The sequence below is a fragment of the Nostoc sp. PCC 7524 genome, assembly GCF_000316645.1.
Classification (GTDB): Bacteria; Cyanobacteriota; Cyanobacteriia; order Cyanobacteriales; family Nostocaceae; genus Trichormus.
Map to the genome: position 1 here is coordinate 2,085,376 of NC_019684.1, position 16,355 is coordinate 2,101,730.

Consider the following 16,355-nt stretch of genomic DNA (forward strand, 5'->3'; position numbering starts at 1 on the left):
TATAAAACCGTGACACTAAGACACTTTAGAGCCTGTCACCTATCAGGGTTAGCGCCTCTCAATCCCTATTGATAGGTAGATTCTTGCTCCCGTGTTGAGTTTGGCAGAGCCGCCAAGGGTCACTTAACTCAATCTCTGCTGCAACCACAAAGCTAGTAGTGGCATCGCCAAATTATAAGCTTGCTCTGCACCGTAAATTAAACCTTTATGCTGCAAACCAGTCAGCGCACCTTGTAAGCTGCCACCTCTAGAAAGACCATGTTTTTGAATATAGTCTTTACTTTGTGGTTTTTCTGTCGGATCTAAAGCTAAACATTCCAAAAGATGCACTTGATTGGCTGGTAGAAGCATTAACAAGGATTCGTAAGTCATCGATAAGTCTTTGAGTAATCCTTCAATGGCTTCTGTGACATCTTGTTCAGTAATTAAACTATCAGGCAGACATGAAGTTTGTAAACGACGAATGAGTGCCATTGCATCACCAATGTGTCCTTGTACAGCATCTAAAAACAATGGAAGTGCTTTAGAACGGGAATCAAATGTTAGTCTGTGTGTGTGTAGCATTTCCCTCGCCAACACGGCTAGGATATCTCCAGCTAAGGGGGGTAATTGCACAGTTTCTAAAGGATAATTATTTTCATCTGAGTGGTAGCTTGTCTGGGCGATCGTTGCAATCAAGACATAGTTAACATGAGTGTCTCGATTGATTTTGCGCCGGAATGTCGTTTCCCATAAACTATTGCGATCCCAAGAGCGAATATGAGGGAAACTATGCAAAATCAGCACTACCCGTTTCTGTAAATCTACTGCTATGATTTGTGGCAACTCTAACAGCATCTCAAAAGCCTGCCATCGCTGCTTTTGTCCCAGAGAACGCAACAGCCTCAGTCTTTTTTCTACATCGAAGATAAAAAACTCACTGGCATACTGATTTACCCAGTTTTGAATTTTAGTTATTTCCCAATTTTGGCTAATAGCTTCTGCTAGCAATTGTAAAAATCTTTCCCCATCTGTAGCGCGGATACAATCTATCTCTAGTACCACTGCTCCAACTTCTTGCGCTCCTGCCTTAACTAAGGTGCGCCTGCCACTACCAGGTACACCAGTAATTAATAAATCACCATCTACTGATAAGACTTCAACAATGCGCTGAAACTCTGCCGATCGCCCAATCAATTGCAATGGAGTAGACAAATCCAGACTCACGACTTTTTCGCCTTTGGGTTTAATCCTCACTTTAATGGCAAGCATACTCGATTTTTTGCCAACCATTGAGAGTGATTATAGTCATTATTTAATTTTATTAGTGTCGATTTTATTAAAACACTAATTAATAGTGCTATTGTTTTTTTAACACTTATTCATGGAAAATAAATAATTATGGTTCAAGCTGTATCTACAGTTGCTACACCAGAAGAGAGACAGCCAAATATTTGGCATTCCTTAGAAATTGAGCAAGCGATCGCACGTTTGCAAAGCGATGCTGAGGTGGGTTTAAATAGCATCAGAGCAGAACAGTTATTAACTCAGGTGGGAACAAACGAACTCACCGCTAGGAAAACTCAACCTTGGTGGCTCAAGTTTCTGTTGCAATTTAACCAGCCACTATTGATTATTTTGTTATGTGCAGGGTTACTCAAAGCCCTCAGTGGTAGTTTAGTCAACGCCGGGGTAATTTGGGGTGTAACCACCACCAATGCCATTATCGGATTTATCCAAGAGTCGAAAGCTGAAAGTGCCATCTCTGCGTTAGCCAAAGCCATTACCACCGAAGCCACAGTCTTGCGGGATGGGCAGAAAGTCCGTGTACCTTCACGGGAACTAGTTCCTGGGGATGTAGTATTGCTGACTTCCGGGGACAAAGTACCCGCAGATTTACGCTTAATTCAAGCTCGCAACTTGCAAATTGATGAATCGGCTCTTACTGGTGAATCTGTAGCGGTTGAAAAAGATACACGCTTATTAAAACCAGATACAGCTCTTGCAGAACGGAAAAATATGGCCTATGCGGGTGGCTTCGTCACCTTCGGACAAGGCATTGGGATTGTCGTAGCTACAGGTAACGCTACTGAGACAGGGCAAATTTCCCAATTAATGGAGCAGCATACCGATATTACTACACCATTAACCCGCAAATTTAATAAATTCAGCCAAAATTGGCTGTATATGGTGTTAGGGCTAGCAACTCTCTGCTTTACTGTTGGCTTGAATTCTAAAGGTTGGAATGATGCTCTTGAAGCTGCCGTTACCTTAACAGTGAGTGCCATCCCTGAAGGTTTACCGGCGGTAGTAACTGTCACTTTAGCTATTGGTGTTTCCCGCATGGCTAAACGCCATGCCATTATTCGCAAACTACCAGCTGTAGAAACGTTGGGTAGTGCAACTGTCATCTGTTCCGATAAAACTGGGACATTGACAGAAAATCAGATGACAGTGCAATCCATATATGCTGGAGGACATCAATATGTAGTCACAGGCATAGGCTATGCTCCTGATGGGGAAATTCTCATCGATGAGCAACCAGTAGATTTAAACAGCGACAAGGGTTTACAAGAATGTCTGATAGCTGGATTACTCTGCAATGATTCCCACATAGAAGCGAAAAACGGTAGATGGGTAGTGATGGGAGATCCCACCGAAGGGGCTTTGATTGCATCAGCCAACAAAGCTGGTTTTAGCCAACCTACCTTAACCGAGCAAATGCCTAGACTAGATGGGATTCCCTTTGAATCAGATTATCAATACATGGCAACTTTGCATGAAACCCCAGCAGGTACAACTATCTATGTGAAGGGTTCTGTAGAGGCGATTCTCCAACGCTGTCACCTGATTCTCAACACCGAAGGACAACCCCACCCTCTAGACTGTGTAGAAACCTTATCACGAGCCAAAATTGAACGGGAAGTCAACATCATGGCGCGTCAAGGCTTACGAGTCTTAGCCTTAGCGAAAAAGCCTGTGGGTGATGAGCAAAATACAGTAGATCATCCAGATATTGCTGATGGTTTAATCTTCCTCGGATTGCAGGGGATGATTGATCCTCCCCGTGAAAGTGCAATGAAAGCCGTACAAGCCTGTCAAACAGCCGGGATTCAAGTAAAGATGATCACCGGAGATCATGCAGTGACAGCGCAGGCGATCGCGCGGAAAATGGGAATTAACAAAAATGGCTCAGTTCTGGCCTTTACAGGTGCAGAACTCGCCCAAATGGATAAAACCGAACTCGCCAACGTTGCAGAAGAAGGGGTAGTTTTTGCCCGTGTTGCGCCAGAACAAAAATTGCGTCTAGTAGAAGCCTTACAATCTAAAGGCGAAGTCGTCGCCATGACTGGGGATGGTGTCAACGATGCACCAGCTTTGAAACAAGCAGACATCGGGATTGCAATGGGTGGCGCAGGTACAGAAGTAGCGAAAGAAGCTGCCGATATGCTACTCACCGATGATAATTTTGCCTCCATTGAAGCGGCTGTTGAAGAAGGAAGAGCTGTTTATAAAAATCTCATCAAAGCCATTTGCTTTATTTTGCCTGTGAATGGTGGGGAGTCAATGACTATTTTGTTGAGTACATTGTTGGCTAGAGACTTACCCATTTTATCCTTACAAGTTCTCTGGCTCAATATGTTAAACTCCATCACAATGACAGTGCCGTTGGCATTTGAACCCAAAGCACAAAACGTGATGCAACAATCACCACGTCATCCCAACGAACCTCTATTGTCAGGTAGCCGAGTCAAGCGAATTTTAGCAATTTCTCTGTTTAACTGGATTGTGATCTTTGGAGTTTTTGAATACATCCGACAAACAACAGGTGATTTAGCGTTAGCCAGAACTATGTCAATTAATGCTCTGATTGCTGGCAGAATATTTTATCTATTGAGTATTAGTCAGTTAATCCCCAATCTCATTGCCAAAATGGATGGGACAATGAAAGAGAACGTTGACATTCCTGCGATCGCTTTTGGAATTATCGGCGCAATTCTCTTACAGATTGTCTTTGCTCATGTGCCGTTGATTAATGAAGTCTTTGAAACAGCACCTTTGACTTTACAACAGTGGTTGTTCTGTTTAGGCGTGGGTTCACCGATGATTTTGTGGGCTACAGTTGTGAATCGTTTAGATCCACCGAATTAATGATTGCACACTTAGAGACTATTTAGGATGATATTTCTACAAGCCTTACTGTATGAGGGTTTTAAAATGTGCAAGTTGAGAGTTTTAACGGACTTAGGCTATGAGACTCGGAATTTATTCCGAGGCGGAATATAGCGTTTCCTAGTCTGCTGAGGTACTAATTTATCCGCGTTCATCTGCGTTTAATTGTTTTTTTTTATACTTCACTAGGGTAAGAAAGGCTATATCGCTTCGGTGCAAGATATCAGGTAAGGCATCTGTCGATGAAGCCGGAAGCCCACACTTCTCCTGACGGAGTAAGTGTGGGTAATTCACCTAAATAACACGGGAGTGCTAGGCATTTTTCCTTGGATAACCATCACTGAGCAAGGGGCATGATGCAGTACGTAATTACTCACACTACCTAAGAAAAATTCACTCAGTCCAGCCCGACCACGACGACCAAGGATAATTAAGTCGGCTGGCCAACTGCGGGCTACTTCACAAATAATTCGACCAGCATCACCCATGTTTTGGGTAAAGCCTGTTTTGACACCTGCATTGATGGCTGTATTAGTGAGCGATCGCAACCAATCTAGTCTTTCTTGTTTTAATTTTTCCCATTGTTGCATATAGGTATCCATCGGTTCAGACCTGACGGTGGGATAGATAGCATCTGGCTGTATAAATATAGGGCTAATATAAGGATCTTCCAATGGTGATAGAACGTGCAGCAACATCATTTCAGCATTATTTGCTGTGGCTAAAAATACACCTTGCTCAAAAATCTGTTGACCCATTTCCGATGGGTCTATAGCGACCAAAATTTTGTCATACATAATCCAGAGTCTCCTATCAAATAGGGAGTAGGGAGTAGGGAATTGGGAGTGGGGAAGGAGATTTATATATTTTATCTGTATTTAGCTGGCAATAATTTCTCTTCGTATTCAGGCTGATTTTCTGTCTCCTTAACTAATTTAAAAATTAGAACTTAGTACAATATTGCAGAATTTGAGATATTAAAGGTAATTTTGAGATATCTTTTCATGATTAATCTCTTTTTGATATTTGAAGTAACGTTTGAGACAGAGTAATATAGAGAAAAAGAGGTGTAGAAAAAGTGTAAAGAATTAAAAATAAATGTTAACTTAATTCAATTCAGTAATCGTCTCATACCAATATCCAAGGCTAAACTTGCTACAAATTTAGTCAGCATAATCAGCGAAAGATAGCTAATTATTGTCAACTTAAGTGACATAGCATCTTATTAAAACCTTACACCCATTTCTAAGATAGATATGTTCTGGTTTATATCAATATTTTATTATTAACAATCTATCTTGAGCATGAAGATTTTTGCCCAAAAACTTATCAAGAATAACGCAAATAACTCATCAAGTAATTAGTTATTCACACTAATGGGTAATTGGCACCAATATTAATAGCCATCAGCCATTCAGTTTTCATATCAGAGTAGGGAATAAAACGGTATTTTTTCACAACATTAGCACCCATTTTTAAGCAAGAGCCATGAATAAAACACCATTATCCAACGTTGAAGAGCAAATAGTTATTTTGGAATTAGGCCCCATTCATCTGAAAGGAGAGCTGGTTATACCTACGGATGCAGAGGGAATTGTGCTGTTTACCCATAGCGGTAGCAGCAGTCGATATAGTACGTGCAATCACTATCTTGCTCATATGTTGCGTCAAGAAGGGGGACTGGCGACTTTACTAATAGACTTACTGACAAAAGAAGAAGAAGCAATAGACCAGCGTACTAAACATTTTGGCTGTGATGTTGATTTTCTGGCATCTCGCATAGTAGCCATAACCGACTGGTTATTAGAAAATCCAGTCACCAATAATCTAAATGTCGGTTACTTTGGAGCAGATACAGGTAGTGGTGCAGCATTATTGGCAGCTACAACACGCCCGATGGCGGTGAAGGCGATTGTTTCCCGCAGTGGACAAACTGACTTGGTAAATACAGCACTTGCTTGTGTACAAACTCCCACTTTGTTAGTTGTGGGAGAGAACGACTTGCCTATCATCGCCATGAATGAAGATGCGATCGCACAAATTTCTACACAACACAAACAATTAGAAACTATTTCTGGTGCAACTCACCAGTTTGGAGAATCGGGAGCAATAGAAGAAGTCGGGCGATTAGCCAGTCAATGGTTTAAACATTACCTCACTTCATTTGAACCACGAGATTTACATTTACATACGATGTCTTTGAATTGAGGGGGGTAGGGGAGCAGAGGGGCAGGGGAGATTTTTTCCCAATAATTCTTTAATTTTGAATTTTGAATTGATTTGATTTGTCTCCATAGGTCGATAAACAGGAGCCATTTACTATGCCTATGAAAACTGATGGCGATCGCAACACTAAATCACCAGAGCCTAGACAGTTTGGGGGTAGTTTTATACTCTGGGTAGCATTTTTGATATTTTTAAATGTGATTCTCTTTAGCTCACCGCGCTATCCCCAAGTACCCTACAGTGATTTTGTGTCTCAGGTGGAAGCTGGTAAGGTGGGGCGTGTAGTCATTGGTTCGGATCGCATTGAATATGAATTGAAAGCACCGTCCAATGCTGCAACATCTGACGACAAAACTAATCGGGTGTTTACGACAATCCCACTGCCAACAGATCCAGAATTACCCCAAATTCTCCGGCAGCATGATGTTGAGTATTCTGCTCAATCCCCTAGTCGTATGGGTTGGATTTCTACCTTATTCGCCTGGATTTTACCACCATTGATTTTTCTGGGCATCTGGGGCTTTTTGCTCAGTCGGAGTCAGATGGGTGGCCCGGCAGCTTTAAACCTTGGTAAAAGCAATGCCCGCATTTATTCAGAAGGCACTACAGGGGTAACTTTCAATGATGTTGCTGGTGTTGATGAGGCGAAGGTAGAACTGCAAGAGATTGTAGATTTCTTGCAAAATGCTGCCAAATATCGGCGATTAGGGGCGAAAATCCCTAAAGGTGTCTTGTTAATCGGACCTCCAGGTACGGGCAAGACATTATTAGCAAAAGCGATCGCGGGTGAAGCGGGAGTTCCGTTTTTTAGTATCTCTGGCTCAGAATTTATTGAACTATTCGTAGGGATTGGTGCTGCACGGGTAAGAAGTTTATTTGAGCAAGCCAAGCAGCAAGCACCTTGCATCGTCTTTATTGATGAGTTGGATGCCTTGGGAAAATCTCGTGCTGGTAGTGGCCCCATGATTGGTAGTAATGATGAGCGAGAACAAACCTTAAATCAATTACTATCCGAGATGGATGGATTTAATCCTAATACTGGGGTAATTCTCCTAGCTGCAACCAACCGTCCAGAGGTTCTAGACCCAGCTTTGCGTCGTCCTGGTCGATTTGACCGGCAAATTATGGTAGATCGTCCCGATAAAAGTGGTCGAGAAGCGATTCTAAAAATTCACGCCCAACAAGTGAAACTAGGGGATAATGTCGATTTATCTAAGTTAGCTGCCAGAACTCCGGGGTTTGCAGGGGCAGATTTAGCTAACTTGGTGAATGAAGCGGCATTATTAGCAGCCCGACGCAATCATGAAACCGTAGTCATGGCTGATTTTCATGAGGCGATTGAGCGCGTGTTAACAGGGTTAGAGAAAAAATCACGGGTTTTGAATGACACCGAGAAAAAAACCGTTGCTTATCACGAAGTTGGTCATGCCTTGATTGGGGCTTTACTCCCTGGGGCTGGGATTGTCGAAAAAATTTCGGTTGTGCCTCGTGGTGTAGGTGCATTGGGCTACACACTACAGTTACCAGAAGAAGACCGCTTTTTGATGACAGAAGATGAAATTCGCGGCAGAATTGTGGCACTTTTGGGTGGACGTGCCGCAGAGGAGTTAACTTTTGCTAGGGCTTCCACTGGAGCGAGTGATGATATCCAAAAAGCCACTGACTTAGCCGAAAGGTTTGTCACCCTTTACGGGATGAGTGATAAATTAGGACCGGTAGCCTTTGAGAAAATACAACAAGAATTTTTGGAAAGTTTCACCAATCCTCGCCGGGCTGTGAGTCAGAAAATTGCTGAAGCCATTGATATAGAAGTGAAAGAAATAGTCGATGGGGCGCACCAGATAGCGTTGAGGATTCTGGAGATGAATCAAGCACTGCTGGGAGAAACAGCCGAAATTTTGTTAGAGAAAGAGGTTTTAGAAGGGGAAGAACTGCGATCGCGCCTCTACCGCGTCCAACGTCCACCAGAAATGGATGAATGGTTGCAAACAGGGCTAATGTAATATTTTTCAGTGCGACTGCGATCGCTCTGGCTCGTATATCTAATTAGTGAATTGGTGTCACTTGCTATAATTGCATAAATGCTGATTTTCTGTTTGAGCATGACTATCATTTTGTAAAAAATCCCTGGCCCAATTGCAGCCATTTACTAATAATTGTTCAAAACTAGAATTTAAATCTAACTGCCAAATAATGACTTTACCTAATGAATCAGAAGAAATTAGTTCTCGGCTATCGGAATTAAAACTTAAACTTTTAACTCCAGCAGCGTGACCTCCTAGGGTTTGTAAAATCTCCCCTTGAGTATTCCAAAGCTTAATGGTCATATCTTCGCTGGCCGTGGCAATTATTTTGCCATCTCTATTAAACATGACCGCGTTCACCTCACCCTCATGTCCCAGAAGAGTCAAAATTTCTTGTCCTTGTCGGTTCCAGAGTTTGACAGTTTTATCTTTACTGGCAGTGGCAATAATTTGATTATCCGGACTGAAACCCACAGCTTGTACTCCTGCCTGATGCCCTGGGAGGGTGGCTAGTTCTTCACCTTGACGATTCCATAATTTAGCAGTACCGTCTTCACTGGCTGTGGCAATCGTTTGACTATCAGGGCTAAAACTCACACTCCTCACCCCAGCTTGATGTCCCTGCAAGGTGACTATTTCTTTGCCCTGCAAATCCCAGAGTTTGGCTGTGGTATCCCAACTAGCACTGGCAATTATTTGACTATCAGGGCTAAAACTGACACTCCTAACATCTGCTTGGTGTCCTTGTAAAGTGGCTAATTCTTTGCCTGCTAAATTCCAGAGTTTAACGGTTTTGTCTCGACTAGCCGTCACTAAATATTGTTCGTCAGGGCTAAACTCAAGACTCCTGACTAAATCTTGGTGTCCTTTGAGGGCTAACTTCAGCTGTCCTTGACGACTCCAGAGTTTGGCCTTTGTATATCGCCCAGTAGTACCGAAAGTCTGGGCATCAGGACTGAAAACAACATTGCCACTGGCGGCTTCTCCCAGATTAACACTCCAGGTCATGGCTTTTGGTAATGGGGAATTATGCCGCACACTCCAAAGTCTGATGGTTCCATCCTCACCACTGCTGGCAAGAGTTTGACCATCAGAGCTAAGACTTATACCCCAGATAGCATCAGTATGACCTCGGAAAACTTGCAGTTGTTCTCCTTGACGATTCCAAAGTCTTACAGTTTTGTCCCAACCGGTAGTAGCAATGGTGTTGCCATCGTAGTTAAATACTACACTGCTGACACTATCGGTGTGTCCTGACAAAGTTACCAGTTCTTGACCTTGTAAATTCCAAATCTTGGCGTTATTGTCTCGACTAGCTGTAACCAGTGATTCACCGTCCTGACTGAAGTTAACATACATTACCCAATCACGGTGTCCCCTGAGTGTCTGGATTTCCCGACCGTCTTGACTCCAAATTTTAGCTGTACCGTCCCGGCTAGCGGTAGCAATCATCCCGCTTTTGTTATTAACACTAATAGCTACTACTGGTTCTTTATGGGTGGGGAACGATCGCAATTCTTGGCCTTGCAAGTTCCACAGTCGCATCGTACCATGCCATTCCATTGATGTGATTGTTTGACTATCGTCACTAAAGCCTACGCATGACACCCAATCTTGATGAGGTAAAGTAAGCAGTTCTTTGCCATCTGCTACACGCCATACTTTGACGGTTTTATCCCGGCTGGCACTAACTAACAATTTGCCATCTGAACTAAAATTGATACTCCAGACAGCATCATCATGTCCGCGCAGGGTTTGCAGGAGTTTGCCGTCACGCTGCCATATTCTCACAGTTTTATCCCAACTGGCGGAGGCTATCTTTTGTCCATCAGGGCTAAATTTCACCCGCGTTACTACATCGCTATGCCCTGATAGGCGGTTGCGTTCTTTGACCCAATAGAGAGACTGGCGCAGTGTTTTATCTACTCGCACCTTCAGGTCTATATCTGCATGATGCCAGCCAATTTGATGTAATTTCCTACCTGCTTGTAAACTTGTTAATAAGGCATCTAAACGTTGATCCGATTCAAAAGCAGCTTCCGAGGAGAGGGTTAGGGCTTTAATTTCACCCAGGGCTACTTGGCGTTTTTGTGCTTTAGTTTGCCATGTGAGTAAACCTGATAATCCCAACAAGCTAATAGCCACGACACCCAGAATGGATAAACTCACCAGTCCCCGCCGAATGGTTTGTTTAGCTTGGGTTTGGGCATCGAGTAAAATTTCATTGGCTTGTTCAGAAGCGATGAGGGCAGTTTGTACGGTTTGTTTTTCTAGGGCTTCGCTAGCAGCTAAAAAACGGTAATCTTGATTGCTGAGACTCTTACCTTCCGCCCAGGCTTGAGCATCTTTGAGGACTTGACCACGCAGGAGATATGCTTCATTCTGATAATCAGAAGCCACCCAAGCATTGAGACAGTCAGCGTAGGGGCGTAACTTTTTTAATTGTTTTTCTACCCACTCTTGATTAAATACTTCTTGATAGATGCGGTTGTAAACTTGCAATGAACCTTTTTGTTTGACAACCAAACCAGACAAAAGTAACTCGATGGTTTCCGGAGAATCATCAGCCGGCACTGTGCCATGCTGGAGGATTTGTTGGTATAGCCCTAGTAATCTACTAGCACGTTGTTCACTACTGAGCAAGCGATCGCGGATTGTTCTTAAATGGGGCGGTTCATCTTGGGCTGCCCAATTATCTATAATATGCGATCGCACTATAGCTGTTACTTGGTCTGCAACTTCTTCATGGGGAGTCAAAATCTGCTGCATTAACTTTTGGAGATATGGAGATGGTGATTCTATACCCGTTTCTTGACCTTCATGCCCCGATGTTTCATTAGCCGCTACTAATTGACATAGTTTTTGAGTTAAGAAAGGTTGTCCCCCCGTCCACATCAAGATTTCCTGAAGTGCCACTTGGGGATTTTTAACTTTACTAGCCAATCCTCTGGCTAATGCTTGCACTTCATGCAGTTGAAACCCATCTAATTGAATTGCCCGACCAATATTAAAAGGTGTACGAGTTTTATCAGTAATCAAATCAGAGGGTGTTGCTACTCCCAAGAGGGCAAAACACAGACGTTTGTGTTCATGACAAGCCCGGATTAAAGCAAAGAAATCATCGGTATTAAATGGTAAGCTGAGGGTACTGTCAATTTCATCGAAAAAAATTACCATTGGTTGGAGAATCAACTCTGGTAAGACAGTTTGCAGCAACTCCCCCAAACGACCCACAGGAGATAAGTCTTGTCTTTCTTGCAACCAACTGCGGACGTTAATTTGACGCGCTAGTTGAAAACTCCGCACCAAACGCATAATAATATCTGCATACCATTGATCTGCTGTGATGTTGCGGTTGCCAATTCCAGATAAATCAACTGTGGCACAGGCGACACCATCCGCTTGCAGTTGCTTGGCAACTTGGACTCGCAAACTCGACTTGCCCATTTGGCGACAGTTGAGAACATAACAGAATTGACCCGCCTGTAAAGCTTTATAGAGTTCTTTATCAGCTTGGCGGACAACGTAACTGGGTGCATCAACGGGAAGGCGACCACCAACTTGATATTCGTAGGGTGATAACAGTTCGTGCATGGGGAAAGGTCGCGTCGTTGATCAATGGTTGACTGTCATTATTTATAGAATGTTCGCGGTGTGTTGTCGATGTAGAAAAGTTAAGGAGTTTGGGGATAGAAGGAACTTAACTTACCTGGTGAGAAATATAGGGGATAGGGGACTGGGGATTGGGGATTGGGGATTGGGGACTGTGACTTACGCAATCTAACAAACATCAATGCCAGATACTGTAATTGATACCGCGATACTTTAGTTGACTGGAGAGATGTGACTGGCGTGTAAGCACAGGACTGGGGAATTTAATTTCGGCACCGCGATACATACCTGTGCGATCGCTATTAGTAACTTTCACATCTATAGAGTTAACTTCATAGCTAGCAGCCCGATAAGTTAGTTGCATAATTCTGTTCTCCTTATTTGAGGATATCTGTGATTGATGCTTATATTTATAAGTTTTAGATAACTCATAGTCGATACAGAAAAGTTAAGGATTTCGCCAACTTAACTGGAGAAAATCAAATCTAAACTTACCTAATAAATTCATACTTTTTCTACATAGGCTCTAGAGGAAATTATCAACAGCAAACATTAATAACCCAACACAAAAAACTTAGAATTTGTTTGATTTCACTGCTTTCAATCCAACCTATCCAGCTATCACTGCACCCAAAGCTTGTAATGTTAAAACTGTAGCTGCTGTTAATCCTCTAACACCAGCAATATTCATCCCCTCATACAGCCTTTTTGCCCTCAATAATCTCACACACTCGCCTGTGTTGGCGTTCCAAATTCTTACTGTTTGGTCTTGAGAACCACTAGCAATATATTGTCCATCTGGACTAAAGGCAATACCAGATACTAAATGTGTATGTCCATCGCAGATATGAAGGCATTTACCTGTCTTGATATCCCAAATCCGCACTGTTTGGTCGTGGGCAGCACTAGCAAGGGTATTACCGTCGGGACTAAAGGCAATCGCAAATACCCAATTGCTATGTCCTGTTAAGGTTTTGAGACATTTGCAAGTAAAAATATCCCACAGTTTGATGGTTTGGTCGGTGCTAGCAGTGGCGCAGGTTTTTCCTGTGGGTTCAAAGACAACAGCATAAATTCGGGCGTTATGGGCGTGTATTGTTTGAATGCAGTTATTTGTGTGGCAATCCCACAATTTTACAGTTTCGTCAGCACTGGCACTTGCTAGCATCTCTCCGTTCGGACTAAAGGCAATTCCCAGGATTTTTTCTGTGTGTCCGGTGAGAGTATGCAGACATTGACCTGTACTTTCATCCCAGAGTTTGACGGTACAATCTGCACTACCACTGGCGATGATTTTACCTTGGGGATGATAGGCTACGGCATCTATCCAATCTTTGTGTCCTTGGAGGATTTGGCAACATTGACCTGTGCTAACTTGCCATAATCGCACTGAGGAATCTGTACTGCCAGTGGCTAAGGTCTGACTATCGGGACTAAAGGCGATACCATAAATAAAGTCTGTGTGTCCTGATAAAGTTTTGATGCACTCGCCGGTTTGCCAATCCCACAACTTTAGGGTTTTGTCGTTACTACCACTGGCTAACAATTGCCCATCTGAACTGAAGGCAACTGGTAACGCCCAATCTGTATTTCCATACCATGTTTTCCAACACTGTCCTGTGTGGGCATCCCATAACCTCACGGTTTGGTCTAAACTGACACAAACTAGAGTTTTCCCATCGGGACTAAAGGCGACAGAACAGACTTCATTAGTATGACCATGTAAGGTTTTGATGCAGGTATGGGTTTGGGTATCCCACAGTTTTACGGTGTGGTCGCCGCTACCACTAATTAGGGTTTTATCTTGGGGAGAAAAGGCGACTGAATAGACTCCGTTAGTGTGTCCGGTGTAAGTTTTTAGACATTTGCCTGTGGAATAATCCCAGAATTTAATGGTGCGATCGCTACTACCACTTGCTAAGATTCCTTCATGGGGACTAAACGCTACTGAACGCACCCCACCTTGATGTGTGTCTAAGGTATGCCAGCATTGACCATCTGGAATCTTCCATAATTTAATGGTGTGGTCAGCACTACCACTAGCTAGGGTTTGTCCGTCGGGACTAAAAGCTACACAACGCACCCAATCTTGGTGTCCGGTGAGGGTTTGCCAGCATTGACCATCTGGAATATCCCATAATTTAATGGTGCGATCGCCACTGGCACTAGCTAAAGTTTGACTATCGGGACTAAAAGCAACGGCGAAGGTTTCATGTTCATGTCCAGTCAGAGTTTTAATACACACTCCATCCCGCACACTCCACAATTTCACCGTCTTATCAGCACCACAACTGGCTAAAATTTGCCCATCGGGACTAAACACCACACAGCGCACCCAATTAGTATGTCCCTGACAAATCAAGAGTAATTTCCCTGTGTTCACTTCCCACAGCCGCACATGACAATCAGTGTCACAGGTTGCCAACATTTGACCATCCGGGCTAAAAGCAGCAGATAAAATATTACCTAGAGTTTCAGTAAATACACAACTAGATAAATCCGCCCCTGCAAAATTCACACTATGCAGATTCACCCCTTGAAGATAAGCTTGCCAAACACTTAAACCAGAGAAGTCATAACCAGTTATGTCAACCTGTGCATGATGCAGCAGATTGAGAATATTTCCCCCGGCATAACCTGTTTCTTGGGATGGTTGATCTCGCAGTTGAGAGAGGATTTGATTGAGATAAATAGATATGTTTTCCCAACTACCTAACTGTATCGTCAATTCATCAATGATGGGTTGGACAATTAAACTAATTTGAGTTTCCCGCACATAATCTTTAGCTTGCGCTTTCATTAAGGCATGACTGTTAAATAGAACAATTTGCTGATTAACTATCTCCTGACAAACACAATTAATTAATTGAAGTGTGACATACTCCATCACTACAGGTTGTTGAGTAAAGCCCGTGTTACCTTTTTCGATAAAAGAACGCCTTTGCAAAGAACTGAGTGATTCTATGATTTCTCGCGGGGGGATGTGGGCAACAAAATCAGCTTGTAACTGTGACAATGCCACTGGTTCCCGATTAATTGCTAACCAATACATGATTTCTTGTTCCAATTGGGTTAAGCGATGGAACTGTTGGTCTAGCAAGTCGCGGATATCATCAAAAATAAACGTCCCTGGCTGAGAAATTTGGAGAAATTGGGAAATATTGCCGTCAAACATCTCCCGGATGGAAGATGCGACTATTTTTAAAGCCAAAGGATTACCACCGTAACGACTAATGAGGGTTTGCCATTCGGTGTCTGTGGCGGTAAATTTGCCTTTGAGTTGAAATAATTCCCGTCCTGGGGTATCCAGTAAACCCGTCAGTTGCAGATAACGTACAGGTAAAAGTTCCCCTTCCAACTTAGCAAGACCTTGGGGTTTCTCCCGCGAAGTTAATATCAGACAACTTTGGTGCGAAGTATCCGCAAGACATTGGAATAATTGACCGTAACCTTCATAACCTGTGCGATAACGACCAGTGCGATCGCCTGCTTGCAAAATAGACTCGACGTTATCTAAAATCAGCAAACAGCGTGAGGTGCGTACACATTTGAGCAACCGCGCCATTCTGCCATCTAAATCAGTAGGTAAATTAGTTTCTTGTTGTCCAGATAAAAATTGAATCAGTTCCGCCAAAATATCTTCTACAGGTGGAGTGTTGCGAAGACTGCGCCAAATCACATAGTTAAAGCTAGGAATGATCTCCTTTGCCAACTTGAGTGCTAAAGTCGTTTTACCAATTCCCCCCATGCCCAGCAGTGTCACTAATCGGCATTTTTCCTGCACCACCCAGGATTTCACGGTATTTAATTCTGTCTCACGACCATAAAAAATTGAGACATCTGGTGCTGCACTCCAGTCTTGGGGGATTGGGGATTGGGGATTGGGGATTGGGGACTGGGGATTTTCTGGTTTCTCAACTACAGTTTGCCAATTGATTCCTAATACTTGGCAGTAGGCTTGAAAAGATTGAGCATTAATAGCATTTTTCCCTGCCAGGAAACGCTTCCAAGTGCCTTCAGATATCCCTGCGGCCAGAACTCCGTTTTTTTGCCAACAAACTCCTAATACTTCACTAGCTGACTCTAACCATCTAAAGTCATCAACAGACCATCCCTTAGATACTCTGGCTTGTTTTATACTTACTAATCCTTCTGGCGAGGCTTTGAGAGTGGCCACGTTTTTGGCTGGAAAACTAGGGTGTAGGAGTTTAGTGGTAGGAAGTTTTAGTCTATGAGGGTTGAGATTGGTACTTATTATACATAATTATTGTTTTGTCAAGATCAGTTTTTTAGCTTACACAGTGATCTTTCTGATCTTTCTTTGGATTGAATAATCTAGTA

General features: G+C 43.0%; 8 protein-coding genes. 3 read left to right on the forward strand and 5 right to left on the reverse strand.

Annotation, left to right across the window (positions count from 1 at the left end):
• Positions 1-123: 123 nt before the first annotated feature.
• Positions 124-1,251, reverse strand: coding sequence for an ATP-binding protein (locus tag NOS7524_RS08265; RefSeq protein ID WP_041555235.1), 1,128 nt, complete (start codon positions 1,249-1,251; stop codon positions 124-126).
• A 129-nt stretch (positions 1,252-1,380) separates the two neighbouring features.
• Here NOS7524_RS08265 and NOS7524_RS08270 point away from each other — a divergent pair, with 129 nt between their 5' ends.
• A complete protein-coding gene (locus tag NOS7524_RS08270) occupies positions 1,381-4,131 on the forward strand; it encodes a cation-translocating P-type ATPase (RefSeq protein WP_015138036.1) in 2,751 nt (916 codons plus the stop codon).
• 311 nt (positions 4,132-4,442) lie between these two features.
• Here NOS7524_RS08270 and NOS7524_RS08275 read toward each other — a convergent pair whose 3' ends face one another.
• Complete coding sequence (locus tag NOS7524_RS08275; RefSeq protein WP_015138037.1) at positions 4,443-4,949, reverse strand: universal stress protein; 507 nt, start codon at positions 4,947-4,949, stop codon at positions 4,443-4,445.
• Between the two features lie 691 nt (positions 4,950-5,640).
• Between NOS7524_RS08275 and NOS7524_RS08280 the strand changes: the two genes are divergently transcribed.
• Positions 5,641-6,360, forward strand: a complete 720-nt coding sequence (locus NOS7524_RS08280; RefSeq protein ID WP_015138039.1) for a dienelactone hydrolase family protein — start codon at positions 5,641-5,643, stop codon at positions 6,358-6,360.
• 113 nt (positions 6,361-6,473) lie between these two features.
• Positions 6,474-8,381, forward strand: coding sequence for an ATP-dependent zinc metalloprotease FtsH (gene ftsH / locus NOS7524_RS08285; RefSeq protein WP_015138040.1), 1,908 nt, complete (start codon positions 6,474-6,476; stop codon positions 8,379-8,381).
• Between the two features lie 57 nt (positions 8,382-8,438).
• On the opposite strand, the gene NOS7524_RS08290 is transcribed toward ftsH, so the two are convergent.
• The 3 genes from NOS7524_RS08290 to NOS7524_RS08305 all read right to left on the reverse strand — a co-directional run bounded on the left by NOS7524_RS08290 (position 8,439) and on the right by NOS7524_RS08305 (position 16,191).
• A complete protein-coding gene (locus tag NOS7524_RS08290) occupies positions 8,439-11,996 on the reverse strand; it encodes an AAA-like domain-containing protein (RefSeq protein ID WP_015138041.1) in 3,558 nt (1,185 codons plus the stop codon).
• 196 nt (positions 11,997-12,192) lie between these two features.
• Positions 12,193-12,378 (reverse strand): DUF4278 domain-containing protein, encoded by a 186-nt coding sequence (locus tag NOS7524_RS08300; protein ID WP_015138042.1) that lies wholly within the window; start codon positions 12,376-12,378, stop codon positions 12,193-12,195.
• 246 nt (positions 12,379-12,624) lie between these two features.
• Positions 12,625-16,191 carry an NB-ARC domain-containing protein gene (locus NOS7524_RS08305; protein WP_015138043.1) on the reverse strand — a complete coding sequence of 1,189 codons (3,567 nt, stop codon included), beginning with the start codon at positions 16,189-16,191 and terminating at the stop codon, positions 12,625-12,627.
• Positions 16,192-16,355: the final 164 nt, after the last annotated feature.

Coding starts and splice junctions, on each gene's coding strand:
- NOS7524_RS08280 (WP_015138039.1), top strand. CDS start 5,641: ATGAATAAAACACCATTATCCAACGTTGAAGAGCAAATAGTTATTTTG.
- ftsH (WP_015138040.1), top strand. CDS start 6,474: ATGCCTATGAAAACTGATGGCGATCGCAACACTAAATCACCAGAGCCT.
- NOS7524_RS08270 (WP_015138036.1), top strand. CDS start 1,381: ATGGTTCAAGCTGTATCTACAGTTGCTACACCAGAAGAGAGACAGCCA.
- NOS7524_RS08275 (WP_015138037.1), bottom strand. CDS start 4,949: ATGTATGACAAAATTTTGGTCGCTATAGACCCATCGGAAATGGGTCAA.
- NOS7524_RS08265 (WP_041555235.1), bottom strand. CDS start 1,251: ATGCTTGCCATTAAAGTGAGGATTAAACCCAAAGGCGAAAAAGTCGTG.
- NOS7524_RS08300 (WP_015138042.1), bottom strand. CDS start 12,378: ATGCAACTAACTTATCGGGCTGCTAGCTATGAAGTTAACTCTATAGAT.
- NOS7524_RS08290 (WP_015138041.1), bottom strand. CDS start 11,996: ATGCACGAACTGTTATCACCCTACGAATATCAAGTTGGTGGTCGCCTT.